General features: G+C 69.6%; 15 protein-coding genes. 9 read left to right on the forward strand and 6 right to left on the reverse strand.

The window, feature by feature from the left end; translation table 11 throughout:
* The 3 genes from RSA25_RS01770 to RSA25_RS01780 form a co-directional block, all read right to left on the reverse strand.
* On the reverse strand, window positions 1-242 hold a 242-nt coding region (locus tag RSA25_RS01770), incomplete at its 3' end, for a hypothetical protein (RefSeq protein WP_332807202.1).
* Window positions 239-1,588: a TFIIB-type zinc ribbon-containing protein gene (locus RSA25_RS01775; protein WP_332807203.1), complete on the reverse strand. Its 1,350-nt coding sequence runs from the start codon at window positions 1,586-1,588 to the stop codon at window positions 239-241. The genes RSA25_RS01775 and RSA25_RS01770, both read right to left, overlap by 4 nt.
* Window positions 1,589-1,609: 21 nt before the next feature.
* A complete protein-coding gene (locus tag RSA25_RS01780; RefSeq protein WP_332807204.1) occupies window positions 1,610-2,749 on the reverse strand; it encodes an SPFH domain-containing protein in 1,140 nt (379 codons plus the stop codon).
* A gap of 312 nt (window positions 2,750-3,061) precedes the next feature.
* Between RSA25_RS01780 and RSA25_RS01785 the strand changes: the two genes are divergently transcribed.
* The 8 genes from RSA25_RS01785 (at window position 3,062) to RSA25_RS01820 (ending at window position 10,284) form a co-directional block, all read left to right on the forward strand.
* Window positions 3,062-4,555, forward strand: a complete 1,494-nt coding sequence (locus tag RSA25_RS01785) for a hypothetical protein (protein ID WP_332807205.1) — start codon at window positions 3,062-3,064, stop codon at window positions 4,553-4,555.
* A gap of 109 nt (window positions 4,556-4,664) precedes the next feature.
* Entirely contained in the window at window positions 4,665-5,444 is a 780-nt protein-coding gene (locus RSA25_RS01790; RefSeq protein ID WP_332807206.1) for a CHAD domain-containing protein, read from the forward strand.
* Window positions 5,445-5,515: 71 nt separating this feature from the next.
* Entirely contained in the window at window positions 5,516-7,369 is a 1,854-nt protein-coding gene (locus RSA25_RS01795) for a M91 family zinc metallopeptidase (RefSeq protein ID WP_332807207.1), read from the forward strand.
* A gap of 53 nt (window positions 7,370-7,422) precedes the next feature.
* Entirely contained in the window at window positions 7,423-8,079 is a 657-nt protein-coding gene (locus RSA25_RS01800; protein WP_332807208.1) for a hypothetical protein, read from the forward strand.
* An 82-nt stretch (window positions 8,080-8,161) separates the two neighbouring features.
* On the forward strand, window positions 8,162-8,698 hold the full coding sequence (locus RSA25_RS01805) for a VCBS repeat-containing protein (RefSeq protein ID WP_332807209.1): 537 nt from the start codon (window positions 8,162-8,164) through the stop codon (window positions 8,696-8,698).
* Window positions 8,699-9,009: 311 nt separating this feature from the next.
* A complete protein-coding gene (locus tag RSA25_RS01810; protein WP_332807210.1) occupies window positions 9,010-9,363 on the forward strand; it encodes a DUF6249 domain-containing protein in 354 nt (117 codons plus the stop codon).
* Window positions 9,364-9,406: 43 nt separating this feature from the next.
* Window positions 9,407-9,940, forward strand: a complete 534-nt coding sequence (locus tag RSA25_RS01815; protein ID WP_332807211.1) for a sigma-70 family RNA polymerase sigma factor — start codon at window positions 9,407-9,409, stop codon at window positions 9,938-9,940.
* Window positions 9,937-10,284 (forward strand): hypothetical protein, encoded by a 348-nt coding sequence (locus tag RSA25_RS01820; protein ID WP_332807212.1) that lies wholly within the window; start codon window positions 9,937-9,939, stop codon window positions 10,282-10,284. The genes RSA25_RS01815 and RSA25_RS01820 overlap by 4 nt, the downstream gene beginning before the upstream one ends.
* A gap of 75 nt (window positions 10,285-10,359) precedes the next feature.
* On the opposite strand, the gene RSA25_RS01825 is transcribed toward RSA25_RS01820, so the two are convergent.
* Together RSA25_RS01825 and RSA25_RS01830 are read right to left on the reverse strand one after the other, a co-directional pair.
* The gene (locus RSA25_RS01825) at window positions 10,360-12,066 is read right to left on the reverse strand and encodes a fatty acid--CoA ligase (RefSeq protein WP_332807213.1); all 1,707 of its coding nucleotides are present in this window, start codon (window positions 12,064-12,066) and stop codon (window positions 10,360-10,362) included.
* Window positions 12,067-12,089: 23 nt separating this feature from the next.
* Complete coding sequence (locus RSA25_RS01830) at window positions 12,090-13,937, reverse strand: 3-hydroxybutyrate oligomer hydrolase family protein (RefSeq protein ID WP_332807214.1); 1,848 nt, start codon at window positions 13,935-13,937, stop codon at window positions 12,090-12,092.
* An 88-nt stretch (window positions 13,938-14,025) separates the two neighbouring features.
* Here RSA25_RS01830 and RSA25_RS01835 point away from each other — a divergent pair, with 88 nt between their 5' ends.
* Window positions 14,026-14,700, forward strand: a complete 675-nt coding sequence (locus RSA25_RS01835) for a response regulator transcription factor (protein WP_332807215.1) — start codon at window positions 14,026-14,028, stop codon at window positions 14,698-14,700.
* Window positions 14,701-14,703: 3 nt separating this feature from the next.
* Here the strand turns inward: RSA25_RS01835 and RSA25_RS01840 are convergent, their stop codons facing one another.
* On the reverse strand, window positions 14,704-18,039 hold the full coding sequence (locus tag RSA25_RS01840) for a PAS-domain containing protein (RefSeq protein WP_332807216.1): 3,336 nt from the start codon (window positions 18,037-18,039) through the stop codon (window positions 14,704-14,706).
* Window positions 18,040-18,088: the final 49 nt, after the last annotated feature.

Here is an 18,088-nt window from a genome sequence, read left to right on the forward strand (position 1 = left end):
TCGCGCTGCACCCGGGCCCGGTACTGGCCCACGTTGTCGCCACGGATGCGGCGTTCCTGCGTGCCGGTCACGGTATCCACCAGTGCGTCCGAGCCGGTTACCGGCTTGGCCGCGATCTCGGTTTCGCGCTCGAACGCGTGCGATTTGTCGGTGTTGCGGTAGTACCGGTACAAGGCCCAGTACAGCGCGGTCGCACCGGCCGGGCCGGCGGCCAACAGCCACAATCCACTGTCATCACTCATGACGCTGCCACCAGGAAGAAAAGGACGAGGGCTTCGATGATCGTGCCGGTGGTCAACGCCGCCAGCAGCAGCTTCCACTGCTGGATCGGCACGCTGCCCATGGTTTCGCCGGTGCGCCCGTTCACCGCGATGTAGTGCAGCATGCCGCCATTGCGGCCCGGCTGGTGGTAGGAGTACAGCCAGACCGGCAGGTACATCGAGACCCAGCGCGAGCCGTGCACCTCCAGCTGCTCCTGTTCCCAGCGCACGCCGCGGTCATAGCGGCGCACCGAACCTTCCACCTGGGCACGCGCGATGGACAGCAGCTGGTCTTCCAGTCGCGGTCGCAGCTTCTCCACGTCCAGGTCGCGCTTTTCCGAGGTGAAGCCCAGCAGGTAGGAGGCATTCCACTTCAACGCGTTCTTGGTGTCGAACGGCAGGATCGTGTTGATGATGTTGTTGGTATTGGCACGCGTGTCCAGGTTGCCGCGTTCGGCCGAGGACTCCAGCGGCAGATCGTCGACGGTGAAATCCACCTGGCGCTCGATCTGGTACACATCGGCGTCGTAGTAGGTCTTCTTGTTCTTCTCGGTGCCGCGGGTGTACTCGCGGGTCTTGATCTCGCCCTTGCCCGCCACCGCGGCGCTGACATTGCTGTCCACGATCATGTAAGGCAGGTACACCCCGACCACGTTCTCCGGGGTGAACTCCTGCTTGAACGCCTTGAGCGCGAACAGGCGGCGCTTGTCCACGAACTGGCGGATGCGGGCCACGGCATCGTCCTTGCTGATGCGGAACGGCAGCACCGCGTCGGGCACCGCGCCATTGGCGACCTGCTCGTTGACACCGAACACATGCCGGCACCAGTGGCAGCGCGCCGTCATGGTGCTCTCGGTATTGATGGTCACTTCCGCGCCGCAGCCGGTGCATTTGAAACTCATCAGGCTGACCGCATCGGCGGCGATGTCGCGAGCACCGGAGGCAATCACCGTGCCGCGCAGCTGGTCGATGCCATCGCCCAGGCCGAACGCCTCCTCGACGCGGGCGCCGTCCCACTCGTTGCGACAGAACTGGCAGACCAGCACGTCGGTGCCCAGCTTCAGCCGGACATCGGTGCTGCCGCATTTCGGACACCGGTTGAGACCGTCCTTGAGCTCGGCGGCCGAGGTGTCCAGGGCGACCGGATCGGGCGCCTGGATTTCGTCACGGATCGCGCCCGGCAGCGTCGCCGGGTCGATCGGGAAGGTGCCGGGCAACGGCGGCACGTCGCGGGGCGAGCCCGGTCCGTTCGCCGCCGGGGTCGGCAGGGGCGGTGGGGCCGCGGGCTGGGCGGGCAGCGGCGGCGGGTGGGATCCTGGGGTTGTCATGGAAGCGCGGCGTCCTGCGGCTTAAAGGCCCAGCGCCTTGGCCTTGAGCGCGTCGTAGTCGTCCTGCGTGATCAGGCCCAGGTCCAGCATCTCCTTGGCCTTTTTCAGCTTGGCCACCGGGTCGTCGGCCGCGGGGGCCACCGGCTGTTGCATGCCGCCCACGCCCAGCATGCCCGAGGCCATGCCCACCCCGACCAGGCCAGCCGCGCCGCCGTTCTCGCCGGCCGACTGGATGCCCTGGGCCACGCTGGCCTGCAGGTTGGAATTGCCGCGCGCACCGGCCAGCGCATCGGCGCGCTGCACGGTCTTGAGCAGCTCGCGGGTGTTGGCGTCGTACTCGATGGAGACGATGGCGGTCTTGACGATCGCCAGGCCGCGGTCGGACTTCCACTGGTAACCCTGTTCCACCGCGGCCGACAGGCTCTGCGCGAAGCCCAGCGAATCCTGCTGCAGCTTGGTGATCCGATTGCCCTTGCCGGGGTCGTTGGTATACAGGCTGAAGGCCGGGGCCAGCGAGCCCACCACCTCGCTGAACAACTGGCTAGCCGCCGCGTTGTCCAGGTCGGTGAAGTCGAACACCTGGCCGGGCTGGAGGTAGCTGGCCGGCACGAAATTCTTCACGAACAGGATCGGATCGACGATCTTGAGCGTGTACGCGCCGCGCGTGACCGCGCCCACCTGCGTGCCGAGGAAACCGTCGTCCCAATAGATTTCCGACTGGGTACCGAAGCGGTTGTCCGGCAGTTCCTTGAGCGAGACGAAGAAGGCGGCCTGCTGCGAGCCGGGCTGGCCACCGAACTTGAAGCGCTCCCAACTCTGCTTGATCAGCGGCGAGATCAGGCCGTCACCGGCGAAGATCGACTGCGAGTTGAGGTCGTCCGAGCGCCACTCGTAGCCGCCAGCCTCGGCGACGAACGCGGTGATCGCCCCGTCCTGCATCAGCAGCAGGCCATAGCCCTCGGGCACCACGATCCTGGAGCCGTTGGTGATGATGTTGGAGGAGGCGCTGGTGTTGGAGCCGCGACCGGCGTTGGTCCCCCGCGGCACCGCCGCAAACAGGGCGGCCGTGGACGGCAGGCCGGCTGGCACCGTGTAGAAATCCTTCCACTGGTCGGCCAGAACACCACCGACCGCACCCTTCACCGCCTGTACCAGACCCATGACCAACTCCCTGTATTCCGTGGACGGGCAGGGTGCCCGTCATGCGTGGCCGACTATATCAGCCGCGGGGCGGGAGGATCATGGGTTTGCCCGCGTCCCGGACCGGGCCGGGCGCGGGTGCCGCCCGCCAACCTTGCGGATTCTCCCGCATGGGAGGAGGGAGGGACGGCCCTTGAGAGGCCAGGATACGAGCGGGCGGGCCCGCCGAGCACGGAGCCTTCCAGACGGTGCCCGGCGGGTTGCGATGACGGGACATCCCATCGCCTCTCGTGCACTATCGACGTACAAGGCGCTGCTGAGGACGGACTGCCCATGAGCAACGACATCGCGTTCCACGTTTCGAAGGTGGCGGGAGCGACCATCCGCTTCAGTCACAAACCGAAAGCCTTCTGCGCGCAGTTTGGTCACCATGCCACGCGACCACTACCGGCACCGGGCGATCCCGCTGTCGTGGCCGCCGCCGCAGATTGTGGATACGGACTCGCCCTGGGCATGCGAATCGTCGGTACGCCCCAGTCGTGGAGCGCGCTGCTTCAGTATCTGGACGCTCGGCGCGCCCTCATCAGCACGCTGTTCGAAAAGCACCCGCCAGGACCCGGGGCCGGCATTGTCCAACGAGCCGCCTTTACACGCCTGCTTGAAAGCAGCGAAAAGACGCCCTCTGCATTTGCGCTGGGCATGATCTATGCGCGGGTTGCAACCGAGCAATGGCACGTCTTCCATGGCAGCGGCAGCCCACCTCGCCGTTTCTGGCACTACACGATTGTGTACGATCCGGCCGTCAATCTCGTGGGGGGCGGCCCCGCGTGGAATGTGGATAGTCCGGATTTCTTTGTAGAGGATTCCGAGGGCGACTGGTCGGTGGTCGAGTCCAAGGGAACACTCGAAGGGTTCAGGTCCGCTCGCCTTCACGAGGGAATGAAGCAGGCCCACAAATTTGCGAGCATCACCGTGGTGGACCCGGCCGCGCCCGCCGCACAACCCCAGCCGCTTGTCGAACGCGCGTGCTCGCTCGCCTACGTGGATGCCGCCGGGCGATTGCAGCTGAGGCAACTCGCCGCCCGTCAGGGCACTAACGCGGCTGCCGCACACGGAGGCGCTCCGGCCGATCCCCTGGCAGGCCAGTCCGATCAGGGTCCGGCGGTGTTTACAAAGGGGGGCGACCTGGTCCGGTTGGATCAGGCGCTGAAGCAATGGTTGAGTCACGCGACAGCGGACCATCCTCAGCGCGACGACGGCGAGATCATCTGGCAGCGTTCGCGGCAGGCGCCAGGCCTTCAGTTCGGGGTGCTTCGCGTTCACGCACGGCGGGGTGCTTGCCTGCAGTGGGCGGTCGCCGCGCTCCGCTTGGTGATCCCGGCGATCGCCCATGCACGTACGCATGCGACAGAGGGGGCGGCGCTTCTGGACGCCCTCACCAGCCTGACAAACCGGGCTGCGTACGAATCACAGGCCAGCCTCCCTGATTCACCGCAAGCGCAGGCATGGCGGGCGCTTGCCACCTGGCTCTCCAACACTTGTCGATCGGCCGAGGCGCGGTGCGACTGGCTGCAGCTGTTGCAGGGTTTCTGGCAAGCGCCGCTTTGGAGAGATGAGGCGGCCCCCAACGGAGAGGCAGAGGTCGTCAGTCTGGCTGCGATCTGGCAGGCGCTTTTTCCAGTGATCGTTCAGCGACGAAACACGTTGTCCCGCGGTCGGCAGCTGAATGAGCGCCTCCCGCCGGCGGACGGTGCGCCTGAGACACGTCGGGATGTGGCGCGTCATGTCATCACTGCTCACGGCCTCTTCGTAGAGGGGATCGACTGAGCGATGTGGACGTATGCTCGGGGGAAGGGCCGCGAAGTGCCGGCTTGACTCACAAATGCCGCCAGCGCGGCCGCTACACTCACGCACTCGTCTGCATGCGGAGGTCCCGATGTCGGCACGTGAGTGGGGCGCCGTCATCGAGCAGCGCCTGCAGCGGGAGGGCGCGCTGATCCTGGCCGCGCTGTCCGCCCATGATGATCCGCACGCGGCCATCCACGCCGTCCGCAAGGCGGTGCGCCGGATGCGGGCGATGCTCGCCCTGCTCGATACCGATGGGATGGGCCTGGCGCGGGTGGACCGCCGGCTGCAGCGCCTCGGCGACAGCCTGTCGGCGGTGCGGGACGCGCACGTGGTGGTGGAGGCGGCCCGGCAGTTGCAGCAACAGCACCCGGCGGTGCAGTGGAACCCGGTGATCGAGGCGCTGGAAACGCGCCGCACGCGGATCCTGCAGCACACGATGCGCGGCGACCCGGGCTACCGGCGGCGCCGGGCCGGCATCGAACAGGTCTGCCTGGCGCTGCAGCAGGCGCCCTGGCACCGCGTCCGCCGCCACGACCTGCGCGCCGGCCTGGCCCGCAGCGAACGCCGCGTGGACAAGGCGGCCGCCCGCGCGGCACGGGATGCCGACCCCGAGGCCATCCACCGCTGGCGCCGGCGCGTGCGCCGCCTGCGCATGCAACGTGAGGCGCTGCACGCGCTGGGCGCCTTGTCGCCGCCCCCGGCGGGGAAGGGCGACGGTGGCGCGGCCGCCAAGGCGCTGCACGCGCTCAGTGACCGGCTGGGCTGGCAGCAGGACCTGCGCCTGCTGCGCAACCTGGTGCGCGCCATGCCGTGCCACCCGGGCAAGGCCGAGCCGCTGGCGCAGGTGCAGGCCGCCCTCAGCCTGTGACCCGGTCCTAACATCCGGTCCCGGGTGCTCGTATATATTCCGCCTATCACATGGACGAACGGGATACGCAGATGGCAACGGATGCTTCAGCTGCAGGGGGTGCAGCAGGTGCGGGTGCAGGTGCTGGCGCGGGGGGAACCCCGCCGCCCACCCCGATCGCGGTCAACGGCGCCGGTACACCGATCGGCACCCCGACCCTGGGCACCACCCCGGACGGCAAGCCCACCCGTAGCGACCTGCTGTACGACAACGGACGCACCGGCGACGACCAGGTCCGCATCACCCGCGAGCGGGTGACCGACGGCGACCAGTTCGACGACGTGATGACCCTGCACACCGGCGACAAGGATGACGACATCCGCCTGAGCCAGCGCCCCGATGGCGTGCTGGCGGCCAACGTCAACGGCCAGCCCTACGAGCTCACCCTGGGCCCGGACCAGGAACTGGGCGTGCGCAGCAACGGCGGCAACGACCGCATCATCGCCAGCAATACCACCCAGCCCCTCGGGCCGGGCGTGGACCCCTTCACCGTGCAGACCCGCGCCACCGCCGGCACCGTGCGCGTGGACATGGACGTGCAGGGCGGCGCTGGCGACGATGTGATCATCACCGGTTCGGGCAATGACCGCATCGACGGTGGTCCTGGCAACGATACGATCCTCAGCGGCAACGGCCGCGACGACGTGTCAGGTGGCCCCGGCAACGACCGCATCGATGCCGGCAACGGCAACGACGTGGTCTACGGCGGCGACGGCGACGACCAGGTTCGCGGCGGGCGCGGCAACGATTTCCTGGAAGGCGGTCGCGGCAACGACACGCTCGATGGCGGCGCCGGCCGCGACGTGCTGTCCGGCGGGCAGGGCAACGACACCCTGCGCGGCGGCGATGGCATCGACCGGGTGTATCCCGGCGCTGGCACCGACACGGTCCACAACAGTGCCGGCAAGGACGTGGTGTACGGCCGCAACGGCGAAGACCGCATCTCCGCCGCGCGTGGGGCCAGCAATACCGTGGTCGATCCCGGCGCGCACGACCCCGCGTTGGGCTCGAGCATCACCGTCACCGGTTCGGATGCCTTCCGCGAGCGCGTGCAGGCCGACCTGGAACGCATGCGCGACTCGCCCACCGGGCGCGAGATGCTCGGCGCCCTGGACCGGGCCGCCGCTGCGCCCCCGGTGGGCAAGGGCAACGCGGTCACCATCACCGAGCTGGCCAACGAGGCCAACGGCGCGGCCGGCGGCCACCCGCTTGGGCCGGGCCAGCCGTTGCGGGTGACCAACGACATGCTGCTGCAGCCCGATCCGGCCACCGGCGCGATGCGTGCCGGTCCCGGTGCGCCGGCGATGGTGCACTACAACCCATACTTCCACAGCGATCACTTCCCGGTGCCGGGCGCGATCCTGCAGCACGAACTCTCCCATGCCTACAACGTGGTCAACGGCACCCTGCAGCCGGAGGTGTACCGCGGTGCCGACACCGATGGCCGCAGCGGGCACGTGGGGCAGTGGGAACGCCAGGCGGTGGGCTTGCCGCACGATGGCCCGACCTTCGATTTCGACGGCAATCCGGCCACGCCGCCCACCCAGGCCAACCCGGCGCCGCTGACCGAAAATGCCCTGCGGCGCGAAATGGGCTTCCCCGACCGCACCCAGTACAGCACCGGCCCCGGCGACATGGTGGCACCGGGCCACCCACGCGCGACCGGCGCGGCCGGCCCGTCTGGCCACACCCATGGCCCGCACCTGGATGCCCTGTTCGATGCCGCCCGGCGCGGCGACGACGCGGCCGTCGGCAAGGCCGTGAACGGCCTGATGGAAAGCGATCAGGGCCGCGAGTTCCAGCAGCGCATGGACGAGAGCCAGCAGCGCCAGGCCCAGGCGCCGGCGCAGACGCCGCAGCGCGACGAACCGGTGCTGGAGCGCTGACCCCGGCCATGCGTACCCTAGGCCTTCCTGCACCAGCCACTCTGCGAGGGCGCATGCGTTTTCCCACTCCCTGCCTGAAGCGGCCGGCGCTGCCCGCGCTGCTGCTCGGCATTTTCATCTCCGGCTGCAGCCACAGCCAACCAGTCGAAGGAACGGTCAAAAACACCATGCAGCCCGACGCCACCGCACCGACCCACGCACCATCGGCCACCGACGCCGCCCAGGGGCTTGCCACCCTGGCCGCGCAGTTCCGCTACTACGCCGAGAACCGCCTGCTGGATTTCCGTTACACGCTCACCAATACCAGCGGCGAAGCGCTGGCGGTGTTCGATCGCGGCAGCGTCGGCAGGACGCTGGAGGCCGTGGGGCCGACCGGCAAGGTCGCACGCCCGACGATCAGCGTGGAGCAGGGCGATGTCACGGTGAGCTTCCAGGCCGCATCGCCCGATCCGCAGGCACGCCTGCTGGCGTTGGAACTCGCGCCGGGCGGCCGCGTGCAGGTGGAGGCGTGGGAAACGCTGGCCGGCACCGGGCCGATCACGCGCGTGCGCGTCTGCGTGCCGGTGGCGCGCCTGCGCGACGGTCAATTTGAAGGGGCGATCGAGAACCGTGACGGCCTGGTGCGCGTGGCCAGCACGGCGCCGCACCCGCAACTGCTGTGCAGTGCCTGGGTGGCGGTGAACAACGGTGCCGCCGACTGGACCGGCTGAGGGCAGGGCGCTGATGGCCCCACGGCACCGCGGCCTCCGCCGCAGTGCCGTGGCGTGCCTGCTGCTTGCCGCGGGTGCGGCGATGGCATCGGCACCGGGCGCGCCGACCGCACAACAAGCCCTGCGTGCCGCCCAGGCCAGCCTGAAGCGGCTGCCGGCCGACGATATCCAGCACAGCTACCGGCCGCTGGCGGTGCGCGTGGCCGATCTGGACGGCGACGGCCATGCGGAGATCGTGTACGTGTACACCGGCACCTTCAATGGGGGTGCCTTCGAGCGCAGCAATGCGCTGGTGGTGATGACACGCCTGGCGATGAATGACGCACGCGGCCACGCGCCGGCATCTGCCAGCCGCGTGGACCAGCAGGACGCCGCCGCGATCCGTGCGGCCGGCTATGCCGACGATGTGGCCGTGCACGTGCCGGGCGCGTTCAAGCGGCTGGCGGTCGAAGGGCAGGACATCCGCGTGACCTTCCAGGCAGAGCGCGGATCGGACTATTGCCGCGCCCAGGACCGCACGCACAAGCAACGCCCGTGTCCGCCGCCGGGTGAGCACACGTGGCAGTGGCGATGGACGCCGGGGGCGCTGGTGCAGGTGATGCCGACCGGTCGAGCGTGACAGCCTCCGGTATCTGAACCCCTCGACACCGCCATCCGTACTCAACGGAAGATACCTTCGTGCAGGCCGCTTTGGACCTGCACGAACACGGACGCGGCCACGACGGATGCGCCCCCTCAGCAGGCCATTGCGCCGTTGCTTGAACGCGGCGGTGTGTCGGCATCGGCCAGCACCCGGGTGGCCCGCGCCTGGCCGGCAGGTCGAACGGAAAGCGGCATGAAAACAAAGTTCAACCGCCTGCATCCAAACCGCTCGCTTCCGTGCTCCAACAGATACAAGGCCCACGCGGCCCAACCACACAGGAACCCACCATGGACAGCAATTTCATCCCCGTCATCGGCGTCATCTGCATCGTCGTCATGCTGATCACGTTCTCCATCATCAACAGCCGAAACCAGGCCGAGGTGCAGCGCACCCTGCGAGCGGCGCTGGAGCGCGGCGTCGCGCTGGATCCGGCGCTGGTTGCGCAGATGAACACCAGTCGGCCGTCGCCCAACAACGACCTGCGCCGCGGCCTGGTGATCATTGCCATCGGCCTGGCCGCTGCCCTGGCCGGCGTCATCACCGGCGCCATGATGGAGTTCTCCACCGTCGCGGTCTTCCCGCTGTTCATGGGGCTGGCCTTCCTGTTGATGTGGAAGATCGACCAGCGCCGCCCGATCTGAACCCTTCCGTCGTTCCCTTCATCGAGCACTGACCAGGATGTTGATGCCCACCAGCGACAACGAGCTGATCGCAGGATTCCTGAGCGGGGATCAACGGGCCGCCGACGTGCTCATCCGCCGGTACCAGTCGCCCATCCGCCAGTTTCTGCGGCGACTCACCGCGGGTGACCACGCACTGGCCGATGACATGGCGCAGGAAACCTTCATCCGCATGCTGTCCACACTGCACACCTTTCGCGGCGACGCCAGCCTCTCCACCTGGCTGCACACGGTGGCCTACCGGCAGTTCCTGCGCCACGTCCAGACCAATGCACGCCTGTTGTACGTGGAGGAGGGCGAGGCGGCGGTGGAAGCAAGCTGCGACTCGAGCGCCATGTCCGACGTGCTCCTGGAACAGATCATGCGACACCTCACCATCAACGAGCGCCTGGTACTCACGCTGTGCTTCTCGGCCGGGATGTCGCACGGCGAGATCGCCGATGTCACCGGCCTGCCGCTGGGCACCATCAAATCCCACATCACCCGTTCCCGGAAGAAGCTTGCGCGCCTTCTGGATATCGAGGAGGACACCTTGTGAGCCGTGATTCCCACCCGCAGACGCCCGCGTCCGGAGACGCCGCGTTGCGCCGCCTGCTGTCCTACCGCACGCCGCTGGACGGTGCGGATTTCAGCAGGAAAGTCGCCGCGCGCACCGCAGGTCGCCGTCGTCGTCGTTCCGTCGTGCTTGGCGCGGCGGCGGCACTGGCCACGGCCACCACGCTGGCGTTGCGCCCCCGGCAGTTCGACGCGCCGCCGATACTGGCCGATGTGCTCCACGAATCAACCCGCCTCGCCACCAGCCTGCCGCTCGGATCGCTGGCTGCCGCGCTCATCGTCGTCACGCTTTGCCTGGGCGCCAGCAAGGCAATGGACAGCATCTAGGATTCCCACCAGCGTCCAGCTTCAGCGAGGCATTTCGATCCCCCGCGCGCTAGCCGCGCCACACCCCGCAGGCCATCACTCCGCAGCAGGCGCCGGCAGACGCCCGTGCACGGCGTGGGCGCCGGACGCGTTCGGCGCCGCATCGGGATCGTGCAGCTGGCGCAACTGCTTCTTGTTGATCTTGCCCACGCTGGTGCGCGCGATGGCATCGACGAAGCGCACGCGCTCGGGTATCGCATAGCGGGAGATGTCGCCGGCGCGGCTGCGCGCGGCAACCAGTTCGATCAGCTCCGCTTCGGTCACCGCGCACCCGGCCTGCGCGACCACCAACGGCAACGGCCGCTCGCCCCATTTCACGTCGGCGATACCGATCACCGCCACCTCGCTGACGGCCGGGTGCAGGGCGATGATGTCTTCGAGCGCCAACGAGGAAATCCACTCACCGCCGGTCTTGATCACGTCCTTGATGCGGTCGGTCACGCGCAGGTAGCCACGCGGGTCGATGGTGCCGATGTCGCCGGTATGCAGGTAGCCACCGGACCACAGCGCCGCCGATGCGTCCGGGTCGTGCAGGTAGCCGGCGGTAAGCCAGGGCGCACGCACCACCACCTCGCCGGTGGCGATCCCGTCGTGGGCCACCTCGTTCATGTCCGCATCGACGATGCGCAGGTCCACCAGCGGCACCGGCAGGCCGGCCTTGGTACGCAGCGACAGCCCGTCTTCCGGGTCGGCCAGGCCATCGGCATCGATCTGGGCGAGGGTGAGCAGGGGGCAGGTCTCGGACATGCCATAGCCGCCGAACAGGTCGATCCCGCGCGCCAGTGCCTGCCGTGCCAGCGCCCGCGGCAGCGCCGCGCCGCCGATGATGACCTTCCAGCCACGCAGGTCGGTGCGGGCCGCGTCGGGATGGTCGAGAAGCATGTGCAGGATGGTGGGTACGCAGTGCGAGAACGTCACCCGCTCGCGTGCGATCAAGGCCAGCAGCTGCGTCGGCACGTAGCGGCCGGGGTAGACCTGCTTGATGCCCATCAGCGTGGCCACGTAAGGCAGGCCCCAGGCGTGGACATGGAACATCGGCGTGATCGGCATGTAGACATCGCCGCGGTGCAGGCGACCCTGTTGGGGTGCGCTGCCCAGCGCGGCCATCGCCGCCAGCGAGTGCAGCACCAGTTGCCGATGGCTGAAATACACCCCTTTGGGCAGGCCGGTGGTGCCGGTGGTGTAGAAGACGGTGGCGCGGGTGTTCTCGTCAAAGTCGGGAAAATGCTGGACCGGCGTGGCCGCGCGCAGTCCGGTTTCATACTCGGTCACGAAACCGGGCGGCAGCGCGCCGCCGGCATCGTCCAGCAGGATCCGCGTGCGCAGGTCGGGCAACGTGTCCTTGATGCCGTCCAGCACGGGCAGGAACTCGCGGTTGGCCAGCACCACCCGCGCCCCGCTGTGGTTGAGCGTGTAGGCGATCTGCTCGGGGGCCAGGCGGATGTTGACCATCATCAGCACCGCCCCGAGCATCGGCACCGCGAAGTAGGCCTCCAGGTAGCGGTTGCTGTCCCAGTCCATCACCGCCACGGTGTCGCCAGCGCCCACGCCCAGCGAACGCAGCAGGCCGGCCAGCTGGCCGATGCGCGCCTGCAGGGTGCGGTAGTCCAGGCGCACGTGGTCGCCGCAGACGATCTCGCTGTCCGGATGCACGGCCAGCGCCGAGTGCAGCAACTGCTTGATCAGCAACGGGGAGGGCGCGGGGTCGCACACAGGTGCGGGGGGGGCGTGTGGGTGCGGCATGGGGTTTCCTGGTGGGCGCGGTGTCAGCGACCGGCGCGGACGGGGGCGGTGGGAATGGCGAGCTGGCCGCGCTGCAGCGGGTTGCCGGCGCGCGGCGTGGGCTGGACGAGGGCGTCGCGCGGGAGGCCATGGGCGGGGTCTTCCAGGTGCGCCCATACCTGGTCCAGCGCGGCGAACATGTAGGGCAACAGCGGTACGTAGCGCGCCCGGTAGTCCGGGGCGGCCAGCAGCGTGTCGAAATGCTGGGCCTTGTTCACCCGCCAATAGGCGATCTGCGCGCCGGCATCGCGTGCGCGCGCGACGTAGCGGTCGCTGGTCAGGGTGATCGGCACCAGTCCGTCGTCCACGCCGTGGATCACCACGATCGGCACGCTTCGCTGCGGGACGCCCGCGACCGCCTCGGCCATGCCCGCGCGTACCCGCCGCGCATCGGCGCCATCGTCGCGGCCAAGCGCGCGCAGACATTGCAGGCCGGGCAGGGGATCACCGGCTGCGCCCGCGATCCCATCCACCAGCACCACGCCGCTGCCCGGCGGAATGCCACTGCCTTCGCTCCACCAGCGCGCACGCGCCTCGGCCGTTGCCGGGCCCGGCGCGCCATCGGGGCCGACGGCGGTGAAGCCATAGCCGCAGGGATGCGCGCCGGCGACATGGCGGCCGTAGGCCGAGGCATACGTCACCGCGATCGCCCGCCACATATCCAGCCCGCTGGCGAAGGCGCCTGCGCGAAGGGCGTCGTCGCCCAGGCCGGCATCGGCGAGCTGCTGCCGGGCCGAAAGGGCCTGTGCGGCCGTGTCATCCCCCTGCACCTCGCGCGCCGACGCCAACGCCGCGCATCGCCTGGCCCCGTCGTGCCGCGCGGCGGCGTGCATCGGCGGCGGTGGCAGGTCCTCCAGCGCCAGCAGCGCACAGGGCATCAACAGCGCGGCCTGGGTGACCAGGTCATACAACGGCGGTGCCCCCCCGACCGAGATGTTCGGCTCGCCGGCCACCATCGCATCGAAACCACTGTCCTCGATTTCCGCAGCCCGCAGCACCGCACCGCCTCCGTTGGACACACCCACGCCCAGCACGCGCGTGGTGGCGGCGGTGAACGGCGCGGCATCCGGGTAGGCGCGGTCCAGTGCCTGCAGGCCGAACTGCATCGCCTGCTGCAGATGCCGGCCCCAATCGGCCTCGGGGTTGTCGCCGGAGTGGGCGTGTTTGAAGGCGATGCCGTGCGTCGTGGCCGGCGCGATGGGCACGAAGGCCAGCTCGCCGTCGGCGGCGGGCGTGCCGTCGGCCTGGACACCCATGCGGGCGTCCAGGTCGTAGTAATCGCTGCCGGCGCCCTTGTCGGTATAGGCGACGGCGCAACCATGGGCCAGCCCCCACCTGCCGGCCACCGCGATCGCGCCATGGATGCCGCGCGAGCCGGAGGACGCGGCGACGACCAGGCAGCGCCGCGCGGCGTCGAAGCGGTCCGGCACCTGCACCAGCACCCGATGTGGGTGGGTGGCGCCGGGCACGCGCGCATACGCCGAGAACTCGCGACCGGGCACCGCCTGCAGGTGGCCATACACATCGCCGAAGCCGCCGCCCGGGGTGAGGTCGGCGATGCCGCGCCAACTGCTCCAGATCGCACGGCGGCGCGCTTCCTCCGCGGTCGGCCGGGCCGGGTTGGCGAACCGGGGCGCGGTGGGCGAACGCAGCGCGTCGATGCCCAGGCCGGCGCTGAGCAGGTCGTCGCTGCCGCGGTGGGCGGTTTCGCGCCACGGCGCGAACACGGTCGCCGCACCGGCATCGGGTGCGGCGGCAATCGCAACGCGGCAGCCTCCCCATGACAAGGGCAGCGCGATGCACAACACGTGGGCGTAACGGCGAAGGTCCATGCCACCACCGTAGCGATCCTGCGGCGCGGCGCCAGCGTACCTAGGTACCTGTGCCGCGCTGCGGACGATTTGCTACTCTCGCCTGAAGATGCCGACCCTGCTCATCGCCGACGACCACCCCCTGTTCCGCGCGGCGCTGCATCGTGCGGCCGAAGAGGCCGTTGCCGACCTGCAGATCAGCGAAGCCGATTCGCTGCACAGCGTGCTTGAGACGCTGGAACAGCAACCGATCGACCTGATGCTGCTGGACCTGCACATGCCGGGCAACCATGGCCTGGCCGGGCTGGCCACCATTCGCGCCCTGCAACCGGGCCTGGCGATCATCATCGTGTCGGCCAACGAAGAACCGCAGGTGATCCGTCGTGCCATCGACCTGGGCGCGGCCGGCTACCTGCCCAAGAGTTCGGGGTTGGCCGACCTGCAGTCGGCGTTGCAGAGCGTGCTGGAAGGCGAGCGCTGGATCCCGTCGATCCTGCGCGAACCGGTGGCACGCGTGGCGCCTTTCAGCAAGGATGCCGACCTGGCCGCCCGCCTGGCCAGTCTCTCCGCGCACCAGTACCGGGTGCTGAGCCTGGTGGCCGAAGGGCTGCTCAACAAGCAGATCGCCGACCGCCTGGGCGTGCAGTTGCGCACGGTCAAGGCCCACATGACCCGCATCATGGGCCGGCTGGGGGTGCGTAATCGTGCGCAGGCAATCCGCGTGCTGCACGAGATGGGGCTCACCGATCCGGCGCGGCAGATCGAGCAGCCACAGGACGCCTGACGCTCAGGCCTCCACCGTGCCCGCGGTGGCCAGCAGGTGGTTGATGGCCCAGCGCAGCGCCAGCGGCTTGAACGGCTTGTTCAACAGCGACAGCCCGGCCGCACGCACCGCCTCGCGGGTATCGCTGCCGGTGTCGGCACTGAGCACCACCGTCGGCCGCGGGCCGTGCAGCGCCACCAGCCGGTGCCACAGCGCCACCCCGGTATCGCCCTCATCCAGGTGATAGTCGAACAGCCACAAGGCCGCATCGCCGGCCGATGCCGCCACCTCGCCGGCGTCACGCGCGGCGATCACCTCACAGCCCCAGGACAACAGCAACTGCTGCACGGCGGCCAGCGCATCGGCATCGTTGTCGACCACCAGCACGCGGATGCCCTTGAGCGGGCTGGCGCCCCCAAGCGCGGTGGGCGTGCGCGGGGTGGCCGGCGGCGCGGCCCGCGCCACGCTGATCGCGAACGCCGAGCCGCGCCCGGGCACGCTGTGCAGGTGCAGTGGGGCGTGCAGCAGGGCGGCGATGCGGTGCGCGATGGCCAGGCCCAGGCCCAGCCCCTGGCCGTTGCTGCGGTCGCCGCGATGGAACTCCTCGAACACCATCGCCTGCTGGTCCGGGGCGATGCCGGGGCCACTGTCATGCACCTCGATGCGCAGCATGCCGCCGCGGCGGCGCACCCCCAGCAGCACGCCGCCGCGGCGGGTGTAGCGCAGTGCATTGGCCAGGAAATTCTGCAACACCCGGCGCAGCAGCAGCGGATCGCTGTGCACCCACGCCGAGGTACGCACATGGCCGAACTGCAGGCCACGCGCCGCCGCCAACACGGCGAACTCCTGCGCCAGCGGGTCCAGCACGGTGGCGAGCGCGAACGGGCGCGGGTCGGCCACCAGCCCGCCGGCCTGCAGGCGTGAGATATCCAGCAGGCCCGACAGCAGGTCGTCGGTGGAATCCAGCGCGCCCCGGATCTGGCGCAGGAAGCTGTCCAGGAACTCCGACTCGATGTGCTGGGACATCGCATCGGTCAGCAGCTGGGCCGCATGCAGCGGCTGGATCAGGTCGTGGCCCACGGCGGTGAGGAAGCGCGTCTTGGCCACGTTGGCGCGCTCGGCATCGTGCACGGCCTGCTCCAGCCGGGCGGTGCGGTCCTGCACGCGGCGCTCCAGGGTTTCATTGCTGCGCTTGAGCGCGTCCTCGGCGCGGCGGAACGCGGTGACATCGGTGAAGGTGGCCACGTAGCCACCGCCGGGCATCGGGTTGCCGCGGATCTCGACGATGGTGTTGTCCGGGAAGATCCGCTCGGACAGGTGCGGGGTGCCCTGCCGCATGTGCACCACGCGGCGCTGCAGCGCTTTTTCCGGGCTGTCACCACTGAGCGTGCCGATATCCAGTTGCGCCAGCGCCCACGCAGTGAGATGGGCGACCGGCTGGCCCACCTGCAACAGCTCGGGCGGGAACTTGAACAGCGCGGCATAGCGGCTGTTCCAGGCCACCAGCTGCAACTGCGCATCCACCACGCTGATGCCCTGGCTCATGTTCTCCAGCGCCGCCTCCAGCAGGCGCTGGTTGAAGCGCAGCACCTGGGTGGCCTCGCCAACCGCGCGGGTGACCGCGTCCAGCGGCGCGGCGCCGCCCTCGCGCGCGGCCTCCACCAGCAGGCGCGCCATGCCGGCGCCCACCACCGCGGTCAGCTCGCGCTCGATCGCCGTCACCCGTTCGTCGTCCAGCATCTGCCCGGCGTGCCCCTCCATCAGTTGCCGCGCGCGCTCCTGGCCGAGGAAGCGGCCGGCGGTCCGGCGCAGCGAGGCGGCGGCCACCGCGTCACGGCGCAGCGGCGTGGAGGGCCGCACCGCGCGCGCCACCAGCACCACGGCCATCAGGTTGGCCGCCAGGCTGGCGCCCATGCTGATGGCGATATGGCCCGGCTGCAGGCGCAGCGAGAACATTGCCAGCCAATGCAGGCCATCGGGATGGGGGCCCGGCGGCGGGGCGGGGACGACCATCGGCAACAACACCAGCCACAGCCACACCAGCGAGCCGAGCACGATGCCGGCGATGATGGCCGGGGAGGGCGTGCGCGGGCGATACACCGCCAGCAGCACCGCCGGCGCCAGCTGCGACAGCGCGGTAAAGGACATCAGGCCGAAGTCGCTGAGCGCCTCGGTGCCACTCATGGCGCGGCTGTACAGCCAGGACATCAGGAACACGGCGAGGATGCCGGCGCGGCGCAGGGCCAGCACGCGCGGGCGCAGGTCGGCGGTGGGCGCGCCACCTTCGATGCCGGCCAGCAGGCGCGAACCCACGCCGTGGTTGCCGAGCATGATCGACAGCGTCAACCCGGACAGGATCATCATGCCGGTCGCCGCGCTGAGGCTGCCCAGGTAAGCCACCAGCGCCAGCACGTGGTGGCCGCCGGCCTGCGGCAAGGCCAGCACGTACAGGTCCGGCGATACCCACGCCGGCAACTGCGCCGCTCCGTACAGCGCCATCGGCACCGACGGCAGGCCGATCAGCAGCAGGTACAGCGGAAACAGCCAGCGCGCCGTCTTCAGGTCCGACGGCTTGCGCAGCTCAACCACGCCCACGTGGAACTGATGGGGCAGGGTGAATGCGGCCATCGCCCCGAGCGCCACCATGGTCAGGAAGTCGGGCACCACCGCCGGTGGCGGCAGGTGCGCCATCTTCTCCAGCAAGGGCGTGCCCGCCCGGTGCACCGACAGCGCGGCATACAGGCCGATCGCCAGCAGGGCGACCAGTTTGAGCACCGACTCCAGCCCGAGCGCGACCACGATGCCGCGGTTGTGCTCGGTGGCCGACGCCTTGCGTGCCCCGAACATCAGCGTGAACGCGGCCATGGTCAGCGCAAACCAGAACGAGACGTCCAGCTGCCAGCCGGCGGGGGCGAACCGGTCACCCAGCAAGGCGGCCAGGCCCTGGCTGACCGCTTTGAGCTGCAAGGCGATGTAGGGAATGATGCCGAACAGCGCCACCAGGGTGATGGTGATGCCCAACCCCTGGTCGGCACGCAGCCGCGCCACCACCAGATCGGCAATCGTGGCACTGTTGTGCTGTTTGGCCAGCCGCCCCAGCCGCGCCAGGAACGGCAGGCCGAGGCCGAAGATCAGTGCCATGCCGATCAGGGTGGGCGGGATCGGGAAGCCCCACTGCACGCCCTGCGACGCCGCCCCGTAATAGGTCCAGGCGGTGCAGTGCACGGCCAGCGACAGCGCATAGACCGCCGGCCACACCCGCGACAGCCGGTGCCCCTGGCGCTCGCCCCACAGGGCCACGCCAAACAGCAGTACGGTCCACGCAATGCAGGCGAACAGGACGATGGAGGGCGTCAACATCGCTCCAGTGTAGAGAGAACCAAGGCCGGCGTGCATACCGCCAGCCAGG

The sequence above is a fragment of the Stenotrophomonas sp. genome, from assembly GCF_036662295.1.
Lineage (GTDB): Bacteria > Pseudomonadota > Gammaproteobacteria > Xanthomonadales > Xanthomonadaceae > Stenotrophomonas.